Annotated in this window: 15 protein-coding genes; 6 read left to right on the top strand and 9 right to left on the bottom strand. The window is 72.9% G+C overall.

From position 1 onward, the window contains the following. Positions 1–77 precede the first annotated feature (77 nt). A complete protein-coding gene (locus tag OG444_RS10725; RefSeq protein WP_327261939.1) occupies positions 78–1,364 on the bottom strand; it encodes a helix-turn-helix domain-containing protein in 1,287 nt (428 codons plus the stop codon). Between the two features lie 216 nt (positions 1,365–1,580). Here OG444_RS10725 and OG444_RS10730 point away from each other — a divergent pair, with 216 nt between their 5' ends. Both OG444_RS10730 and OG444_RS10735 read left to right on the top strand, forming a co-directional pair. Then, positions 1,581–2,198 (top strand): hypothetical protein, encoded by a 618-nt coding sequence (locus OG444_RS10730; RefSeq protein WP_327261940.1) that lies wholly within the window; start codon positions 1,581–1,583, stop codon positions 2,196–2,198. Positions 2,199–2,240: 42 nt separating this feature from the next. Beyond that, positions 2,241–2,501, top strand: coding sequence for a DUF6343 family protein (locus tag OG444_RS10735; protein ID WP_327261941.1), 261 nt, complete (start codon positions 2,241–2,243; stop codon positions 2,499–2,501). A 1-nt stretch (position 2,502) separates the two neighbouring features. Here the strand turns inward: OG444_RS10735 and OG444_RS10740 are convergent, their stop codons facing one another. The 4 genes from OG444_RS10740 to rpsA form a co-directional block, all read right to left on the bottom strand. Then, on the bottom strand, positions 2,503–2,958 hold the full coding sequence (locus OG444_RS10740) for a tetratricopeptide repeat protein (RefSeq protein ID WP_327261942.1): 456 nt from the start codon (positions 2,956–2,958) through the stop codon (positions 2,503–2,505). An 83-nt stretch (positions 2,959–3,041) separates the two neighbouring features. Then, complete coding sequence (gene coaE / locus OG444_RS10745) at positions 3,042–3,650, bottom strand: dephospho-CoA kinase (protein WP_327261943.1); 609 nt, start codon at positions 3,648–3,650, stop codon at positions 3,042–3,044. Between the two features lie 31 nt (positions 3,651–3,681). Continuing rightward, positions 3,682–4,620, bottom strand: a complete 939-nt coding sequence (locus OG444_RS10750) for a PAC2 family protein (RefSeq protein WP_327261944.1) — start codon at positions 4,618–4,620, stop codon at positions 3,682–3,684. A 209-nt stretch (positions 4,621–4,829) separates the two neighbouring features. Next, complete coding sequence (rpsA, locus tag OG444_RS10755; protein WP_327261945.1) at positions 4,830–6,341, bottom strand: 30S ribosomal protein S1; 1,512 nt, start codon at positions 6,339–6,341, stop codon at positions 4,830–4,832. Between the two features lie 350 nt (positions 6,342–6,691). Here rpsA and OG444_RS10760 point away from each other — a divergent pair, with 350 nt between their 5' ends. Together OG444_RS10760 and OG444_RS10765 are read left to right on the top strand one after the other, a co-directional pair. Continuing rightward, complete coding sequence (locus tag OG444_RS10760; RefSeq protein ID WP_327261946.1) at positions 6,692–7,540, top strand: class I SAM-dependent methyltransferase; 849 nt, start codon at positions 6,692–6,694, stop codon at positions 7,538–7,540. A gap of 1 nt (position 7,541) precedes the next feature. Next, on the top strand, positions 7,542–10,148 hold the full coding sequence (locus OG444_RS10765) for an ATP-dependent RNA helicase (RefSeq protein ID WP_327261947.1): 2,607 nt from the start codon (positions 7,542–7,544) through the stop codon (positions 10,146–10,148). Here the strand turns inward: OG444_RS10765 and OG444_RS10770 are convergent. The 3 genes from OG444_RS10770 to OG444_RS10780 form a co-directional block, all read right to left on the bottom strand. After that, a complete protein-coding gene (locus tag OG444_RS10770) occupies positions 10,138–11,130 on the bottom strand; it encodes a DUF3068 domain-containing protein (protein WP_327261948.1) in 993 nt (330 codons plus the stop codon). The genes OG444_RS10765 and OG444_RS10770 overlap by 11 nt on opposite strands. Positions 11,131–11,144: 14 nt before the next feature. Further along, entirely contained in the window at positions 11,145–11,285 is a 141-nt protein-coding gene (locus OG444_RS10775; RefSeq protein ID WP_150256957.1) for an SPW_0924 family protein, read from the bottom strand. A gap of 266 nt (positions 11,286–11,551) precedes the next feature. Beyond that, the gene (locus OG444_RS10780) at positions 11,552–12,844 is read right to left on the bottom strand and encodes a lytic transglycosylase domain-containing protein (RefSeq protein ID WP_327261949.1); all 1,293 of its coding nucleotides are present in this window, start codon (positions 12,842–12,844) and stop codon (positions 11,552–11,554) included. A 183-nt stretch (positions 12,845–13,027) separates the two neighbouring features. Here OG444_RS10780 and OG444_RS10785 point away from each other — a divergent pair, with 183 nt between their 5' ends. Continuing rightward, positions 13,028–13,894, top strand: coding sequence for a DUF4184 family protein (locus tag OG444_RS10785; RefSeq protein ID WP_327261950.1), 867 nt, complete (start codon positions 13,028–13,030; stop codon positions 13,892–13,894). 33 nt (positions 13,895–13,927) lie between these two features. Here OG444_RS10785 and polA read toward each other — a convergent pair whose 3' ends face one another. Then, complete coding sequence (gene polA, locus OG444_RS10790) at positions 13,928–16,582, bottom strand: DNA polymerase I (RefSeq protein ID WP_442810748.1); 2,655 nt, start codon at positions 16,580–16,582, stop codon at positions 13,928–13,930. Between the two features lie 266 nt (positions 16,583–16,848). Between polA and OG444_RS10795 the strand changes: the two genes are divergently transcribed. Then, positions 16,849–19,119, top strand: a complete 2,271-nt coding sequence (locus tag OG444_RS10795; RefSeq protein ID WP_327261952.1) for an FdhF/YdeP family oxidoreductase — start codon at positions 16,849–16,851, stop codon at positions 19,117–19,119. Positions 19,120–19,164 lie beyond the last annotated feature (45 nt).

The following is a 19,164-nucleotide window of genomic DNA, read 5'->3' on the forward strand; positions in this document are numbered from 1 at the left end:
CCTGTTGGTCCCTGTGGGTGTGACCCTGTGCCGACGAGTCTAGGCGCGACCACCGACAACACCCTCTGACCTGCGGTTCAGCGGGCCCAGCGGCCCTGCTCCGGCGCGTACCCGTACACGGGCCGGCCGGTGGCGGCGCTCGTGCGCAGCGGGCGTCCGCCGTCGTCGATGCGCAGGGTGCCGGACCCGGCCGGGCCGGTCCACCGGAGGTCGAGGGACCAGTCGCAGTCGCACCCCGAGGTGGCCGCCTCCACCCGTAGGACGACCGGCTCGGACGCCGAGACGCGCAGCGGGAAGGCGGGTGCGGGCAGCCCGTTCCCGCCGTCGTTCCCGGCGACGGGCCGGGCGAGCGGGCGCGGCGCGTCCAGGTTGACGGCGAAGACGGCAGGGGTGAGCCCGCCGCCGCAGCCCTGCGACATCTGGTAGACGTTCCAGGCCGGCGGCTTGCGGCGGGCGGCCACCCGTACCTCGAGGGCCTCCAGGACCACGGCGCCCGCGCCCGTGCCGTGCAGGGTGACCTCCACGATCTGCGACCCGGCGTGCACGGCGCGCTGCGCCGACGCCCAGGCGGGCGCGTCCGCCTCCACGGGCGGCGGGGCCACCGATCCGGGACCGCGCTCGGTCAGGTAGGCATGGTCGCATCCGGCGCTCCACACGTGCGTCCGCACGGCGGCCTTGAGGGGCGCGACCGGTGCCCGGCCCGGCGCCGACGCCGGCGGTGGGGCGGAGGACGGGCCGGGCGCCGGGGCCGGTCCGCCGGCCGGTGCCGTCGGTTCCGGTGCGCCGCTCGTCGTCGGGCCCGCGGTCGCCCCCGCGCCCGGCACCGTACCGTCACCCGCGTGCGGCGTGCGCGTGCCGGGTCCGGCCGCCGCCAGCAGCGCCACGGCCACCGCCCCGGCCGTCACCCCTGCGGCGGCGACCACGGCGGCCCTCCGCCGGCACCAGGCCCTGCGGACCGTGGGCCCCGGCGCCACCATCACGACGGCCTGCTCCGGCCCCGCCTCCGCGATCGGCTCCGGCTCCGGTGCGGGCTCCGGCTCGGGCTCCGGTGCGGGCTCCGGCTCTGCCACCGAACCCGCGCCCGCACCCTCGCGTGCGCCCGCACCCGCACCCGCGCCCGACCGGCGCCGCGCGTCCGCCAGCAGCCACGCCCGGTGCAGGTCCACCGCCTGCGCCTGCGATGCCCCGCAGGCCCGGGCGAAGCGGTCCACGACCGCGAACTCCGCCGGCAGCGCCTCCCCGCTGCAGTACCGGTGCAGCGTCGACGTACTCGTGTGCAGCCTGCGCGCCAGGGCCCCGTAACTGAGCCCGGCGCGCTCCTTCAGCTCCCGCAGCAGCCGCGCGAAGTTCTCGGCCTCGCTCACGCTCTCCCCCGTTCCGCGTCCCGCGACAGCGTTCCATGCATGAGGTGTTCCCCCAGGTGGCAGCCCCTACGGCCGTTCCAGCGTCCCGGATTCGCCCCAATCCGTGGCCCGCCGCGCCGTCCGGGGAACAGTCTCGTCAGGCACGGACAGCGCTCACCGCGCCGATCTCACTCATCACACTCACAGTCCGCACAGCATTCACGGGGAGAACCGACCATGTTCCGACGGACCGACACCGCCGCCACGCTCGCCACCGCGCTCGTCGCGGCGGCCGCCGCCCTCGTCCTGACCGCCTCCACCTCCGCCGCGGCCGCCACCGCCCCCGGCTTCCTGACCGGCGCCGACCTTCCGCCGCACGCCACCTCACCCTGGTACGCGGGCGCGGTCACCAAGGGCCTGCCCGAGTCCGCGCCGTTCTGCCTCGACGGGGTGCTGCCGGCCGCGGGCAGCTGGCACCGCGCCTTCGGCACCGAGTACGACACCGGCGCCGTGCAGGTCTCCGTACGGTCGTCCTCGCCCTCCGCGGCGGCCGGGCTCGTGGCCACCCTGGAGCGCAAGGTCGCCGCGTGCGCCTCCGACTGGCTGCGGGCCACCCCGGGCGGCACCGCCTCCTGGCAGGACTACGGCACGCTCCCCGTCGAGGAGGGCGCGCACGTCTACGGGGTCCACACCTCGATGCCCGAGTCCGAGCCCGGGGTGCACCTGTTCGGGATCGGGCGCGACGGCTCCACCGTGACCGTCGTGCAGTGGGGCGAGATGGGCGACCTGTCCCACGCGCCGGTCGCCGGCTTCAAGAAGACGACCACCCGGGCCGTGAACAAGCTCAATCCGTAGCCGCCGAGCGCGGTGGGACCATGGACGGGAGAGGCGATGTCCATGCGTTCCGGAAATGAGCCGGTGACCGCGCGCAGTCCGCTGCGGCTGCGGTTCTGGCTGGGTGTCTGGGGGCTGGTCTGGGCCGCCGCCGGCACGGCCGTCTTCTCGCTGGTGGGCCGCCCGGGATGGGCGGCCGCCTGCGGGGTGCTCGCGGTGGTCGTGGCCGTGGACCTGTTCATGATCGTGCGCCACCTGCACCAGGGGCCGCACTACCAGCCCGGCCCGGACATCCCTCCGTACGAACCGCCCCGCGGCCGGTGAGTCAGGCGGAGTCGCTGGAGCCGGCCGAGTCGGTGGGGTCGGTAGGGTCGGCTGAGCCGGTGGGGTCGCCCGCGGCCGGACCCTCGAAACGGGCCGCCGCCAGGTACTCGGGCTGCGGGTCGAGGGCCGCGGCCAGCCGGAAGTGCCTGCGCGCCTGCTCCGGCCGGCCCGCGCGCTCGAACGTACGGGCCAGCGCGAAGTGGGCGAAGGCGTTGTCCGGCTCCCGCTCCAGCACCAGCTCGAACTCCAGCTCCGCCGGACGCAGTTGCGCCGCGGCGAAGAAGGCCCGGGCGCGCAGCAGCCGCGCCGCGGTGTTCTCCGGGTGCGCGGCTATGACCGAGTCGAGCAGCTTGACCGCGCCGCGCGGGTCGCGGGCGGCGAGCAGGTGCTCGGCGGCCCGGTAGTCGATGACGTGGGTCTCCGGGCTGGACGGCGTGGGGCGCGTGGTCTCGGACACGGTCGGATCCTTCCCTCTACGGGCGCGTTCAACGCCCCCGCCCCACCCGCTATTCCATGCACACGTCAGGCGCGTGAGGCGTGTCAGGCCGCGCCGGCCGCCGCACGCCCGGCGAGTTCTTCCCACACCTTGCGGACCTGCGGTTCCAGCGCCTCCAGCGGCCCGTCGTTGTCGATCACGAGGGTCGCCACCGCGAGCCGCTGCTCCCGCGTGGCCTGCGCGGCCATCCGCGCCCGCGCCTCGTCCTCGGCCATGCCGCGCAGCGCCGTCAGCCGCGCCAGCTGCGTCTGCGGCGTCGCGTCCACCACGACGACCAGGTCGTAGAGCGGCGCCAGGCCGTTCTCCGCGAGCAGCGGTACGTCGTGCACCACGATCGCGTCGGCCCCCGCGGCGGCCTCCAGCTCCGCCGACCGGGCCCCCACCAGGGGGTGCACGATCGAGTTCAGCGTCTGGAGCTTCGCCGGGTCCGCGAACACGATGGACCCCAGCTTCGGCCGGTCGAGCGTCCCCTCCGCGGTCAGCACCGACTCCCCGAACGCCGCCACGACGGCCGCGAGCCCCGGCGTACCGGGCTCCACGACCTCTCGCGCGATCCGATCGGCGTCGACGACGATCGCCCCGTACCCCGCCAGCAGTCGCGAGACCTCGCTCTTGCCGGCACCGATTCCGCCCGTCAGGCCTACTTTCAGCATGCCCCGCAGCATAGGCGGCCCCGCCCGTACGTCAGTTCTCGCCCTCGCGCTCGGCCAGGAACCTCTCGAACTCGCGGCCGAGCTCGTCCGCCGACGGCAGCTCCGCCGGCTCGGCGATCATGTTGCCCCGGGTCTCGGCCCCGGCGGCCGCGTCGTACTGGTGCTCCAGCCCCTGCACCAGGCTGACCAGCTCCTCGTCGCCCTCCCGGATCTGCCGGTCGATCTCCGTCTGCGTGCGGTGGGCCTCGGTGCGCAGCGCGTGCGCGACGGCCGGCAGCACCAGCCCGGTCGCTGCCGTGATCGCTTCCAGCACCGTCAGCGCGGCGTCCGGGTACGGGGAGCGGGCGACGTAGTGCGGTACGTGGGCGGCGACGCCGAGCACGTCGTGCCCGGCCTGGGCCAGCCGGAACTCCACCAGGGACTCCGCGCTGCCCGGCACCTGGGCCTCGTCGAAGGGGCTGCGATGACCCGGCATGAGGTCGGTCCGGTTGCCGTGCGGGGTGATGCCCACGGGGCGGGTGTGCGGGACGCCCATCGGGATGCCGTGGAAGTTGACCGAGAGCCGGACGCCGAGGCGCTCGACGATCTGCCGGACGGCGACGGAGAAGCGCTCCCACTCCACGTCCGGCTCCGGGCCGGACAGCAGCAGGAAGGGGGCTCCGGTGGCGTCCTGGACCAGCCGGACCTCCAGCCTGGGCTCCTCGAACTCCGTCCAGTGGTCGCGCTGGAAGGTCAGCAGCGGGCGCCGGGCCCGGTAGTCCACCAGCCGGTCCGCGTCGAACCGGGCGACCACCTGGTGGGGCAGGGTGTCGAGCAGCCGCTCGACGATCTGCTCACCGGCCTCACCCGCGTCGATGTACCCCTCGAAGTGGTACAGCATGACCAGCCCGGCCGAGTCCTGGGCGACCGCCAGGTCGGCCACCGCCAGGCCCTTGGCATCCCATTCGTACAAGCCCTGTGGATCAAGCACCGTCACCACTCCTCCTCGCCTCGTTCCCTGCCAAGAACGTCCAAGGCAGTGCCGCCATTCCCCAGTTGGCCGCATTCACAGGAACGCAACGGAACACGGGGGAACACCGGCCCGGCGAAACGCGGTGAGGCCCGCCCCCCGAAGGGGACGGGCCTCACCGTTCACAGCAGTTCAGCTCTGCTCACACCGGAGTGTGATGCGCGCTGCGATCAGCTCTGGCCGCCGGCCAGCTTCTCGCGGAGCGCGGCCAGGGCCTCGTCCGACGCCAGGGCGCCGGAGGTCTCGTCCGACTCCGAGGAGTACGAACCACCCGAGATGCCCGCACCGGCGTTGCTGCCACCGGCGGCCGGGGCGGCAGCGCCCTCGGCGGCAGCGGCCTCGTCGGCCTCGCGGCTCTTGATGACCTGAGCCTGGTGCTGCTCGAAGCGCTGCTGCGCCTCGGCGTACTGGGTCTCCCAGGCCTCGCGCTGCTTGTCGAAGCCCTCGAGCCAGTCGTTGGTCTCGGGGTCGAAGCCCTCGGGGTAGATGTAGTTGCCCTGGTCGTCGTAAGACGCGGCCATGCCGTACAGGGTCGGGTCGAACTCGACCGACGCCGGGTCGGCACCGAAGGACTCGTTGGCCTGCTTCAGCGACAGCGAGATCCGGCGACGCTCAAGGTCGATGTCGATGACCTTGACGAAGATCTCGTCGTTGACCTGGACGACCTGCTCCGGGATCTCCACGTGGCGCTCGGCCAGCTCGGAGATGTGGACCAGACCCTCGATGCCCTCGTCCACGCGGACGAACGCACCGAACGGAACCAGCTTGGTGACCTTACCCGGGACGACCTGGCCGATCTGGTGGGTCCGGGCGAACTGCTGCCACGGGTCCTCCTGCGTCGCCTTCAGCGACAGGGAGACACGCTCGCGGTCCATGTCGACGTCGAGAACCTCGACGGTGACTTCCTGGCCGACCTCGACAACCTCGGACGGGTGGTCGATGTGCTTCCAGGACAGCTCGGAGACGTGCACGAGACCGTCGACGCCGCCCAGGTCCACGAAGGCACCGAAGTTGACGATCGAGGAAACGACGCCGGAGCGGACCTGACCCTTCTGCAGGGTGGTGAGGAACGTCTGGCGAACCTCGGACTGGGTCTGCTCGAGCCAGGCGCGGCGGGACAGGACCACGTTGTTGCGGTTCTTGTCCAGCTCGATGATCTTCGCCTCGAGCTCCTTGCCCACGTAGGGCTGGAGGTCGCGGACGCGACGCATCTCGACGAGAGAGGCCGGCAGGAAGCCGCGGAGGCCGATGTCGAGGATGAGACCACCCTTGACGACCTCGATGACGGTACCGGTGACGATGCCGTCTTCTTCCTTGATCTTCTCGATGGTGCCCCAGGCACGCTCGTACTGAGCGCGCTTCTTCGAGAGGATCAGGCGGCCTTCCTTGTCCTCCTTCTGGAGAACCAGGGCCTCGATCTCGTCGCCGACCTTGACGACCTCGTTCGGGTCGACATCGTGCTTGATCGAGAGCTCGCGGCTCGGGATGACACCTTCGGTCTTGTAACCGATGTCGAGGAGAACCTCGTCCCGGTCAACCTTGACGATGACGCCGTCGACGATGTCGCCATCGTTGAAGTACTTGATCGTCTCGTCGATCGCCGCGAGGAACGCGTCCGCGTCGCCGATGTCGTTGACCGCAACCTGCGGAGTGGTGGCGGTGGTCTCGGTGCTGCTCGTCATGTGGGAAAGGGCTCCGGTTACGGACAGAAAGTCGTAGGTACTGCTACGCCGGGAGCCCTTATCGGCATCTGCCGAAGCCGGACAGCCAAGGAGACCCCCGTTCCGCAGACGCGGAGGGGCCTCGAGAACCGAGGGGACCTCAACAAATACAAGCGCAGCCTGCTAGGTCTGAGGAGCACAGGCTCGCAGCGCAACTTGTAGCATACGGGGGCAGCCGGACAGGGTCAATGCGCGAAGGCGCACACCCCGGGCGGATCACCGCACAACCGGCACAATTAATGGGCGGGAAGCCCTTCCTGGCGCTCCCTGCCACATTCAGAAGACATTCGCAGACTACGACGACGGGCCCCATGAACCAAGAGGACTACGCCTCCAAAGAAGCGTACGAAGCCGATCCGGTATCCGGGGACGACCCCGAGGCCACACGGCGTGACGCGGGGGAAGCGGAGAGCAGCCGGGCGAGCCGCAGCTGGTGGGACCGCAACGCCGACGAGTACCAGAACGACCACGGCGCCTTCCTCGGCGACGACCGCTTCGTCTGGGGACCCGAGGGCCTGGACGAGGCGGAGGCGGCCCTCCTCGGCCCCGTCGCCTCCCTCCGGGGCAAGGACATCCTGGAGATCGGCGCCGGCGCCGCCCAGTGCTCGCGCTGGCTGGCCGCCCAGGGCGCGCGCCCGGTCGCCCTCGACCTCTCCCACCGCCAGCTCCAGCACGCCCTGCGCATCGGCGACGACCTCCCGCTGATCGAGGCGGACGCCGGAAAGCTGCCCTTCCGCGCCGGCTCCTTCGACCTGGCCTGCTCCGCCTACGGCGCCGTCCCCTTCGTCGCCGATCCCGTCAACGTCATGCGCGAGGTGCACCGCGTACTGCGCCCCGGCGGCCGCTGGGTCTTCTCCGTGACCCACCCGGTCCGCTGGGCCTTCCCCGACGAGCCCGGCCCCGCGGGGCTGTCCGTCGCCGCCTCCTACTTCGACCGGACCCCCTACGTGGAGCAGGACGAGCGGGGCCGCGCCGTATATGTGGAGCACCACCGCACGATCGGCGACCGGGTCCGCGACGTCGTCGCGGGCGGCTTCCGCCTGCTGGACCTGGTCGAGCCCGAGTGGCCGGAGTGGAACAGCCAGGAGTGGGGCGGCTGGTCCCCGCTGCGCGGCAACCTGATCCCGGGCACCGCGATCTTCGTCTGCGAGCGCGACTGACGTGATCCGTACCGCCGCCCTCGACGCCCTGCCCGTGAGGGAGGCCGTGCCCGCGCTCGTCTCGGCGCTGGACGGCCACGGCACCGCCGTGCTGTGCGCCCCGCCCGGCACCGGCAAGACCACGCTGGTGCCGCTGGTGCTGGCCGGGCTGGTGGGCGGGGGACCGCGGCGCCGGGTGGTCGTCGCCGAGCCCCGGCGGATCGCCGCCCGGGCCGCGGCACGCCGGATGGCCTGGCTGCTGGGTGAGCAGGCCGGCGCGGCGGTGGGCTTCACCGTGCGCGGGGAACGCGTGGCCGGCCCGGACACCGTGGTGGAGGTGGTGACCACCGGAGTGCTGCTCCAGCGCCTCCAGCGCGACCAGGAGCTGTCCGGGGTGGACGTGGTCGTCCTGGACGAGTGCCACGAGCGTCACCTGGACGCCGACACGGTCGCAGCCTTCCTCCTCGACGTACGCGAGACCCTGCGCCCGGAGCTGCGACTGGTGGCGGCCTCGGCGACGACGGACGCCGCCGGCTGGGCGCGGGTGCTCGGCGGCGCGCCGGTGGTGGAGGCCGCGGGGGTCTCGTACCCCGTGGAGACGGTCTGGGCCCCGCCGGCCCGGCCGGTGCGGCCCCCGCACGGGATGCGGGTGGATCCGGCGCAGCTGACGCACGTGGCCTCGGTGGTGCGCCGGGCGCTGGCGGAACGGGGCGGCGACGTGCTGTGCTTCCTGCCCGGTGTCGGTGAGATCGCCCGCGTCGCCGGGCAGCTCGGCGGGGTGGACGCGGAGGTCCTCCAGATCCACGGCCGGGCCCCGGCGGCCGTCCAGGACGCGGCGCTCTCCGTCGCCGGTCACCGCAGGGTGATCCTGTCCACCGCCGTGGCGGAGTCGAGCCTGACCGTCCCCGGGGTGCGCGTGGTGGTGGACTCCGGGCTGGCCCGCGAACCCCGGGTCGATCACGCGCGGGGGCTGGGCGCGCTGGCGACCGTACGGGCGTCCCGCGCGGCCGGGCGCCAGCGGGCGGGCCGGGCCGGGCGCGAGGCTCCGGGCACGGTGTACCGCTGCTGGGCCGAGGCGGAGGACGGCCGCCTGGCCGCGTTCCCCTCGCCGGAGATCCGCATCGCCGACCTGGCGCAGTTCGCCCTGCAGACCGCCTGCTGGGGGGACCCGGACGCGGCCGGGCTGGCCCTGCTGGACCCTCCGCCGGCCGGGGCCATGGCCGCGGCGCGGGAGGTGCTGCTGGCCGTCGGCGCGGTGTCCCCGGCCGGCGGGGTGACCCCGCGCGGACAGCGGATGGCCCGGCTCGGGCTGCACCCGCGGCTGGCCCGGGCCCTGCTGGACGGCTCCGCCGCGCTCGGCGCCCGCCGGGCGGCGGAAGTGGTGGCCCTGATCGGAGAGGAGCCGCCGAGGGAGTACGGGGACGACCTGGCGGGCGCCTGGCGGCGAGCCCGGGCGGGCGGCGACGCCTACGCGGCCCGCTGGCGCACGGAGGTCCGCCGCCTGGAACGAGCCGTCGCCGTACGCGACCCTGCGGGGGCTCCGCACCCGGTCCCCCGCGCCCCGGACTCCGGCGGGGCCGAAGAATCAGCCTCGCCGGCGTTTGAGGCGCGGGGTCCGGGGCGGAGCCCCGGCAGCGGTGCCGCACCCGACGATGCCGCGGCAGGCTTGGTCGCCGCCCTGGCCTTCCCCGAGCGGGTGGCGAAGGCCAGGGGCGAAGGCGCCGTCCTGATGGCCAACGGCACCGCGGCCGAGCTCGGCGACGGCTCGCAGCTGCGCAGCGCACCCTGGCTGGCCGTGGCCGTCGCCGACCGGCCCCCGCATTCCGCGTCCGCCCGGGTCCGGCTCGGCGCCGTCATCGACGAGGACACCGCCCTCGCCGCAGCCGCCCATCTGCGGACCGAGGGCGAAGAGGTGCGCTGGGAGGACGGCGACCTCGTCGCCCGCGCCGCGGAGCGGCTCGGTGCGATCGAGCTGGCCGTACGCCCCCTGCGCAGCCCCGATCCCGCCCTCGTACGGGACGCCCTGCTCGACGGGCTGCGCGCCGAGGGCCTCGGTCTGCTGCGCTGGTCCCCGGACGCGCTGGCGCTCCGGGACCGCCTCGGCTTCCTGCACCGGACGCTCGGCGGCGCCTGGCCGGACGTGGCGCAGGACCGGGCGCTGGTGGAGCGCGCGGACGACTGGCTGGAGCCCGAGCTGTCCCGGGCGCGTCGCCGCGGCGACCTCGGGCGGATCGATGCCGGGCAGGCCCTGAACCGGCTGCTGCCTTGGGCCACCGGGGAGGCCGTGCGGCTCGACGAGCTGGCTCCGGAGCGCCTGGAGGTGCCCAGCGGGTCGCGGATCCGGCTGGACTACTCCGCCGAGCACGGCCAGCCGGTGCTCGCGGTGAAGCTGCAGGAGCTGTTCGGGCTGGCCGAGACCCCGCGGGTGGCGGGCGTACCGGTGCTGGTGCACCTGCTGTCACCGGCCGGCCGGCCCGCGGCCGTCACCGCGGACCTCGCCTCCTTCTGGCAGGGCGGCTACCGGGCCGTCCGCGCGGAGCTGCGCGGACGCTACCCGAAGCACCCCTGGCCGGAGGACCCGGCCACCGCCGAGCCCACCCGCCACACCAACGCCCGGCTCAGGCGCTGACCCCGTCCGTCTGCGCGGCGCCCGCCTCCCGTACGCGGCGGCCGCGGGCCTCCAGCCACAGGGCCGCGCCGAGCAGGACGAGCCCGCCGGCGGCCAGGCCGATCGGTGCGTAGGTGTGCAGGGCGAGGACCTTCGTACGGTTCGCCCTGACGAGGTCGACCGTGTAGTCCGAGTAGTCCTCGCGCATCGTGACGTGCCCGGCGAAGGCGGTGAGCTTGCCGTCGGGGCCGCCGGCCGCGATGCCGCCGCGCATCTCCTGCTGGATGTCCTGCTCCGCGTTGACGGGGGCACCGGTCACCGGGTCGACCCAGAACCTCGCTTTGACCGTGTACCAGAGGGTGGTGCCGGTGGCCGCCTCGATCGTCGACGGGTCGATGCCCTCGATCGGCATCTTCTTGGGCATGGCGACCTTGGTCCACGGGACGGTCTGCTCGAAGTAGTAGACGTCCATGCCCTTGAACGTGCGCGGTCCGACGTAGTGGATCGGCGAGGAGGTACGGGTCTGCGCGTCGAAGTACAGGTAGTCGCGCGGCTCGGTGAAGAAGGGCCACTTGAACTCGATGCCCTCGCGCTTGACGGGGTCCCCGTCGACCATCTCCCCGGTGGCGTGGACCGGGTCCTGGGTGTGCGCGTCGAAGATGTAGCGCTCGGGTATCTGGGAGACCATCTTCCCGTCCGGGCCGATGATGTAGGACAGCGTGTCCCAGACGACGACGTCCTTGCCCGCGCTCGCCTCGATCTCCTTCGACGCCTCGACGTTGCCCTTGAGGGTCTGGACGATGGTGACCTTGTCGACCTTCTTGGGCTGCATGCCGCCGGTGTAGTCGAGGAGCGTCGCGTCCTTCGCCTCCAGGACCATCTCCTGGTACTGGTTCGGCGGGATCTTGGCGAGGCGGGGGTACGCGTACCAGCGCAGCAGCGGTGCGAGGGCTGCGCAGAACACGGCAAGGGCCAGCAGGACAAGGCTCGCTCTGCGTCGCACGGCCGGGCCCTCCTCTACTTTCCGGGCGCGGGGGGCGCGGTGGTGAGCAGGGGCTTGGGTGAGGTCTCGCCTTCGGGCACCCCGAACGCCGTGATGGCGAACACGAGGGCCAGCGCGGCCGCGAGGCCGATGGCGGCGGCGACGAATGCGCGCATGCCGGGGCTCCGAAATCTGATGAGGCGTCAGAGAGGGGGCACCGTAGCAACGCGGAGGCGAGATGAGAACCGTTCAGGCCATGGATCACGACCGGCCGACCGGGGGCCGTCGACCGGGGCCGCCGGCCCGCCTCGCCACCACCGGGGAGAGCCGGACCCTGGAGGCACCGCGCACCTCGGCACCAGGGCAGCACGCCCGAAATCCACGACAGCGTCCTGCGGAGGACAAGAGTGGTGGAGAACCGGGCCACAGAGCTCCATGACCGTCAGGAATGGCCACGGGTTTGCGCCGGGGCGGGGGCGGACGCCGAAGGAGTGGCGGACGTCGGGGCCGGAGTGGGCCTCGGAGTGCGGGACGGGCCCGACGTCGCGGTGGGAGTCGGCGTCGGGCTCGGGGTGGGCGTCCGGGTCGGGTCCGGCGTGGGGGTGGGGCTCGGAGTGGGCGTGGGGGTGGGCGTGGGGGTGGGCGTCGGGCTCGGCGTTGGCTTCGGGTCCGGCGTCGGCGTCGGCGTGGGCGTGGGCGTGGGAGTCGGCTTCGGGTCCGGCGTCGGGGTCGGGGTCGGGGTCGGCGTGGGCGTCGGGACCGGGGTGGGCGTCGGCTTCGGGGTCGGCATGGGGGTCGGAGTCGGAGTCGGTGTGGGCCTCGGCGTGGGCTTCGCGCCCGTACCCGTGCCCGCGCCTGTGCCCGTACCGCCCTGGTCCGGGATCTCGTGCGTCCCCTTCAGGTAGTACGTGAACCAGGACCGCACCGTCCGCAGGTACTCCGTGGAGCGGTTGTAGGAGAGCACGGCCCGGTCCAGGTCCGCCTCCACCCGCAGGTCCCGGGTGCCCGCGCACAGGTAACGCCCGGCCGCCAGCGCCGCGTCGTGCACGTTGTTCGGGTTGCGCCGGCCGTCGCCGTCCGCGTCCTGGCCCCACGACGCCCACGTGGAGGGGATGAACTGCATCGGCCCGACCGCCCGGTCGTACCGCGAGTCCCCGTCGTAGGCCCCGCCGTCGGTGTCCGGGATGTTCGCGAAGCCGTTGCCGTCGAGCACGGGCCCGAGGATCGGCCGCAGGGTGGTCCCGGCCGCGTCGACCCGGCCGCCGCGCGCCTGCCCGGACTCCACCTTGCCGATCGCCGCGAGGAGTTGCCAGCGCAACCCGCAGCCGGGGTCGCTCTGCCCGACCTTCTTCTCCGCGCCCAGGTACGCCGCGAGCACGCTCGCCGGTATCCCCTGCGCCCCTGCCCCTGCTCCGGCGCCGGCTCCGGTACCGGCCGCCGCCGCCGCGGCCTCCGTCGCCGTCGGCGCCGGTGCCGGCTGCCCCTCGTCCGCCAGTACCACCTCCGGCGGCTGCGGGCTCAGCAGCGGCGGGAGTTCGGTGAAGTAGGCGGAGTCCCCGCCGGCCGTGTCCGCGTCCCGCGGCGGCTGCGCGCCGTGCTCCCCGGCTGCGGAGAGCCGGTCGGTGCTCCCGCCCGCCGGGCCCTGGGATCCGGTCACCGCGGCGACCACCAGAGCGCAGACCAGCGCGGCTGTCGTTCCCCTGCGCAGCCTGCGTCCGAATATTCGAGCCGACATGAGCCGGACCCCTCCCCCTCGACGTCCGCGTGACCCTACGTCAGCTCCCTGCACACAGCACGCATGGTGCGCCGGAATTCACCACATCCCCACGTCCCGAGGCAGGTCACGCATACTGTCTGGACCCTTCGGGAGCATTGGCCCGAAGGAGGAACGCCCACGGGAACATGCAGGAGAGGTGCCATGCCGTTCACTCTCAGCCACGCGGCCGCCGTACTTCCGGCCATCCGCCGGACCGGGCGTGCGCGGGGCCCTCTCGTCGCCTCGGCGCTCGTCCTCGGATCGTTCGCCCCGGACACGTTCTACTTCACGGACGCGATCGTCGAAGGCGTCATGAAGTACGGGACGTTCACGCATTCACTGCCGGGGATCTTCACCCTGGACGCCCTGCTGACGGCCGTCCTGGTGGGGTTCTGGCTCCTGCTGCGCGAGCCGCTGATCGCGCTCCTGCCCTCTCGGCAGCGGGGCAGGGTCCATGCCTTCGTGCGGGGTGAGCGGTGGCGCGAGCGTCCCCGGCCGGCGGCGCTCGTGGCCTGGTTCTATGTCTCGGCGGTCGTCGGCTCCCTCACGCACGTGGTGTGGGACAGCTTCACGCACATCGACCGCTGGGGCACGGACGCGCTGCCGGCGCTCGAAGAGCCGCTCGCCTTCGGCCTGCCGCTCTACTCCTTCCTGCAGTACGGCACTTCGGCGATCGCGGCGTGCGCACTGCTCTGGTTCACGCTGACCGCGCTGCGCCGGCTCCCCGCCGGCACCGCCCCCGCGTCCGTGCCGGTGCTCTCCCGCGCGGAGGTCCGGGGCGCGCTCGCCCTGCTCGCGGTGTGCGTGACGGCCGGGATCACGATGCGCGTGGTCCGCTTCTTCACCTTCTTCGACCGGATCCGTACACCGCTCGACATCATCCCGACCGTCTGCTTCGGTGCGGGCGGGGGCCTGGCCGTGGCACTGCTGGTCTACGGGGTCCTCGTACGGCTTCGGCAGCGCCGCGACCGGACCGGGCGCCCCACGGACGCGGACGAGGAAACGCGGACGCCCGTCCCCACCGCCTGAGCGGGGACGGGCGCCGGCTGTGCCGTACGGGGATCAGTGCGCGGCGGACTCCCAGTCCCGGCCGACGCCCACCGACACGTCCAGCGCGGCCCGCAGCTCCACGGCGGCGCCCATCTCGCGGCGCACCAGCTCCTCGACCTGATCGCGCTCGCCCGGGGCGATCTCCAGCACGATTTCGTCGTGGACCTGGAGCAGCATCCGCGAGCGCAGGCCGGCCCCGGTGATCGCCTTGTCCACGCGCAGCATCGCGACCTTCACGATGTCGGCGGCGGTGCCCTGGATCGGGGCGTTGAGCGCCATCCGCTCGGCGGCCTCGCGGCGCTGGCGGTTGTCGCTGTTGAGGTCGGGCAGGTACCGGCGGCGGCCGAAGATCGTCGCCGTGTATCCGGTGGCGCGGGCCTCGTCGACGACCCGGCCGAGGTAGTCGCGGACCCCGCCGAACCGCTCGAAGAAGGTCTCCATCAGGCCGCGCGCCTCGGCGGGCTCGATGTTCAGCTGCTGGGCGAGACCGAAGGCGGAGAGCCCGTAGGCGAGTCCGTAGGACATGGCCTTGATCTTGCGGCGCATCTCGGCGTCGACCGCGGACCGCTCCACGCCGAACACCTGGGAGGCGACGGTGGTGTGCAGGTCCTCGCCGGTCGCGAAGGCCTCGATCAGGCCCTCGTCCTCGGAGAGGTGGGCCATGACGCGCAGCTCGATCTGGCTGTAGTCGGCCGTCATGAGGGATTCGAAGCCCTCGCCGACGACGAAGCCGCGGCGGATGGCGCGGCCCTCGTCGGTGCGCACCGGCACGTTCTGCAGGTTGGGGTCGGTGGAGGACAGCCGGCCGGTCGCGGCGACGGTCTGGCTGAAGCTGGTGTGGACCCGGCCGTCGGCGGCGATGGTCTTGACCAGGCCCTCGACGGTGACGCGCAGCTTGGCCTGCTCCCGGTGCCGGAGCATGATCACCGGGAGTTCGTGGTCGGTCTGCGTGGCGAGCCAGGCCAGCGCGTCCGCGTCCGTGGTGTAACCGGTCTTGGTCTTCTTCGTCTTCGGCAGGTCCAGCTCGCCGAAGAAGACCTCCTGGAGCTGCTTGGGCGAGCCGAGGTTGAACTCGTGGCCGACGGTGGCGTGCGCCTCCTTCACGGCCTGCTGCACCGCTCCCGCGAACTGCTGCTCCATGGCCTCCAGGTGGTCCCGGTCGGCGGCGATGCCGGACCGCTCCATCCGGGCGAGGAGCTCGGAGGTCGGCAGCTCCATGTCGTGGAGCAGCTCCGCGGCGCCGACCTCGTCGAGCTTGTCGGTGAAGGCGTCGCCCAGGTCCAGGACCGCGCGGGCCTGCGCCATCAGGGCCTCGGCCTCGGCGGTCTCGTCGGCGCCGAAGGCCAGCTGGCCGTCGGCGGCGGCGGGCGCCAGCTCGCGGTGCAGGTACTCCATGGACAGGGCGTCCAGGGCGAAGGACCGACGGCCCGGCTTGACCAGGTAGGCGGCGAGCGCGGTGTCCATGGCGACACCGGCGAGGGTCCAGCCGTGCTCGGGGAAGACCCGCATCAGGCCCTTGGCGTTGTGCACGACCTTGGGCTTCGCCGCATCGGCGGCCCAGGCCGCGAAGGCCCGCTCGTCCGCCTCGTCCAGCTCGGCGGGCGTGAACCAGGCGGCGGCGCCCCCGGCCGCGGCCAGCGCGATCTCGGTGACATTGCCCTGGCCCAGCGCCCAGCTGTCGACGGTCGAGATGCCCAGCGGGCCGCCCGCGTGGCTCTCCAGCCACGGCGCCAGCTCGCCCGTGCCCAGCACCGACGCGTCCAGCTCCACCCCGGCCGCCGGAGCCGGGGCCTCCTCCACCGCAGCGCCCGGGTCCACGGCCAGCAGCCGCTCCCGCAGCGAGGCGTTGCGGATCTCCAGCACGTCCAGCACGCCGAGCATGGCGGTCCGGTCGTACGGGGCGCGGACCAGGTCGGCCGGGGCCTTGGGCAGCTCCACGTCCTTGACCATCTCGGTCAGGACCCGGTTGAGCTTGACGGCCTCCAGGTGGTCCCGGAAGTTCTGCCCGGCCTTGCCCTTGACCTCCTCGGCGCGCTCCACGAGCTCCGCGAACGACCCGAACTGGGTGATCCACTTGGCCGCGGTCTTCTCGCCGACGCCGGGGATGCCCGGCAGGTTGTCGGACGGGTCGCCGCGCAGCGCCGCGAAGTCCGGGTACTGCTGCGGGGTGAGCCCGTACTTCTCCTCGACCTTCTCCGGGGTGAACCGGGTCAGCTCGGAGACGCCCTTGGTGGGGTAGAGCACGGTGGTGCGCTCGGACACGAGCTGGAAGGAGTCACGGTCACCGGTGACGATCAGCACGTCGAAGCCGGCCGCCTCCGCCTGCGTCGCCAGCGTCGCGATCACGTCGTCGGCCTCGAAGCCGTCGACCGCGAACCGCGGCACGTGCATGGTGTCGAGCAGCTCGCCGATCAGCTCGACCTGCCCCTTGAACTCGTCGGGGGTCTTGGAGCGGTTCGCCTTGTACTCGGGGAACTCCGTCGAGCGCCACGTCTTGCGGGAGACGTCGAACGCCACCGCGAAGTGCGTAGGAGCCTCGTCGCGCAGCGTGTTCGCCAGCATCGACGCGAAGCCGTAGATGGCGTTGGTCGGCTGCCCCGTCGCGGTCGTGAAGTTCTCCGCGGGCAGCGCGAAGAACGCCCGGTAGGCCAGGGAGTGCCCGTCCATGAGCATCAGGCGGGGACGGTCCGCTGCGGGCGGCTGGTCGGTCTTCTTCGCTGATGAATCTGCCACGCCCCCGATCCTAGGCGCCCCCACCGACAATTCCGGCCCGTCGCCTCCCCCGGCGCATCCGCCCCACCGGACGCCCCCGGCGCACCCGGCCGGGGCGCGATGAGCACCGGACCGCCCTCCCCGGATTCCGTGGTCCGTGCAAGGATCGAAGGACGCGGCCACACGTGCTGCACATGTACGTACGCTCGAAGGGGAGCGCGATGGCGACCAAGCCGCCCACAGGCGATCCGGTACAGGACGCACCGCAGGTCACACCGCCCAAGCACGCGGCCGCAGGCCTGCCGGCGATCGGGCACACCCTGCGGATCGCCCAGCAGCAGATGGGCGTGGCCCGGACCGCCCGCACGCTCCTCAAGGTCAATCAGAAGGACGGCTTCGACTGCCCGGGCTGCGCCTGGCCCGAGGGCGACAAGCGGCACACCGCCGAATTCTGCGAGAACGGCGCCAAGGCCGTCGCGGAGGAGGCCACCCTGCGCCGGGTCACCCCCGCGTTCTTCGCCGCGCACCCGCTGCCCGATCTGGCCACGCGGTCCGGCTACTGGCTGGGGCAGCAGGGCCGCATCACCGAGCCGATGTACCTCCCCGAGGGCGGCGACCGGTACGAGCCGGTCAGCTGGGAGAAGGCCTTCGCGATCATCGCGGAGGAGTTGACCGCCCTGGGCTCCCCCGACGAGGCCCTCTTCTACACCTCGGGCCGCACCAGCAACGAGGCCGCGTTCCTCTTCCAGCTCTTCGCCCGCGAGTTCGGCACCAACAACCTGCCCGACTGCTCCAACATGTGCCACGAGTCCTCGGGCTCCGCACTGACGGAGACCATCGGCATCGGCAAGGGCAGCGTCTCCCTCGAGGACCTCCACCAGGCCGACCTGATCATCGTCGCCGGGCAGAACCCGGGCACCAACCACCCGCGCATGCTCTCCGCCCTGGAGCAGGCCAAGTCCGCCGGCGCGCAGATCATCTCGGTGAACCCGCTGCCCGAGGCCGGCATGGAGCGGTTCAAGAACCCCCAGACCCCCTTCGGCATGCTCCGGGGCACCGCCCTCAACGACCTCTTCCTGCAGATCCGCATCGGCGGGGACCAGGCCCTCTTCCGTCTCCTCAACAAGCTCGTCATCGAGACCGAGGGCGCCACCGACGAGGCCTTCATCCGCGAGCACACCCACGGCTACGAGGAGCTCGCGGCCGCCGCGAAGGAGGCCGACTGGGACGAGACCCTCACCGCGACCGGCCTCACCCGCCCCGAGATCGAGCGCGCCCTGGCCATGATCCTGGCCTCGGAGCGCACCATCGTCTGCTGGGCCATGGGCCTCACCCAGCACAAGCACGCCGTCGCCACCATCCGCGAGGTCGTCAACCTCCTGCTGCTCCGCGGCAACATCGGCCGCCCCGGCGCCGGCGTCTGCCCCGTCCGCGGTCACTCCAACGTGCAGGGCGACCGCACCATGGGGATCTTCGAGCGGCCCGCGCCCGCCTTCCTCGACGCCCTCGACACGGAATTCGGCATCACCTCGCCCCGCGGGCACGGCTACGACGTGGTCCGCTCCATCCAGGCGATGCGCGACGGCGAGGCCAAGGTCCTCTTCGCGATGGGCGGCAACTTCGTCGGCGCCACCCCCGACACCGAGGTCACCGAGGCCGCGATCCGCCGCACCGCCCTGACCGTGCACGTCTCCACCAAGCTCAACCGCTCCCACGCGGTCACCGGCCGGCGGGCCCTGATCCTGCCCACCCTCGGCCGTACCGACAAGGACGTCCAGGCGAGCGGCAAGCAGTTCGTGACCGTCGAGGACTCCATGGGCATGGTCCACTCCTCCCGCGGCAACCTCGCCCCCGCCTCCCCGCACCTGCTCTCCGAGCCCGCGATCGTGGCCCGCATGGCCCGCGCGGTCCTCGGCGCCGCCTCCGCCACCCCCTGGGAGGAGTTCGAGCGCGACTACGCCACGATCCGCGAGCGGATCTCCCGCGTGATCCCCGGCTTCGAGGACTTCAACACCCGCGTCGCCCGCCCCGGCGGCTTCCGGCTCCCGCACGCCCCGCGCGACGAGCGCCGCTTCCCGACGAAGACCGGCAAGGCCAATTTCACCGCCGCGCCCGTGGAGTACCCGCGCGTCCCGGCGGGACGGCTGCTGCTGCAGACCCTGCGCAGCCACGACCAGTACAACACCACGATCTACGGCCTCGACGACCGCTACCGCGGCATCACCGGCGGCCGCCGCGTGGTCATGGTCAACCCCGCCGACGCGGCCGAGCTGGGCCTGGCCGACGGCTCGTACACGGATCTGGTGAGCGAGTGGAAGGACGGCGTGGAGCGGCGCGCGCCCGGCTTCCGCGTCGTGCACTACCCGACCGCACGCGGCTGCGCGGCCGCGTACTACCCGGAGACCAACGTGCTGGTCCCGCTGGACTCGACCGCGGACACCAGCAATACCCCTGCCAGTAAGTCCGTCGTCGTGCGCTTCGAACCGGCCTGATAGAACGACCTCAGGACAAGACGGTTAACGATCGTTGACGAACGG

This window comes from Streptomyces sp. NBC_01232 (assembly GCF_035989885.1).
Classification (GTDB): domain Bacteria; phylum Actinomycetota; class Actinomycetes; order Streptomycetales; family Streptomycetaceae; genus Streptomyces.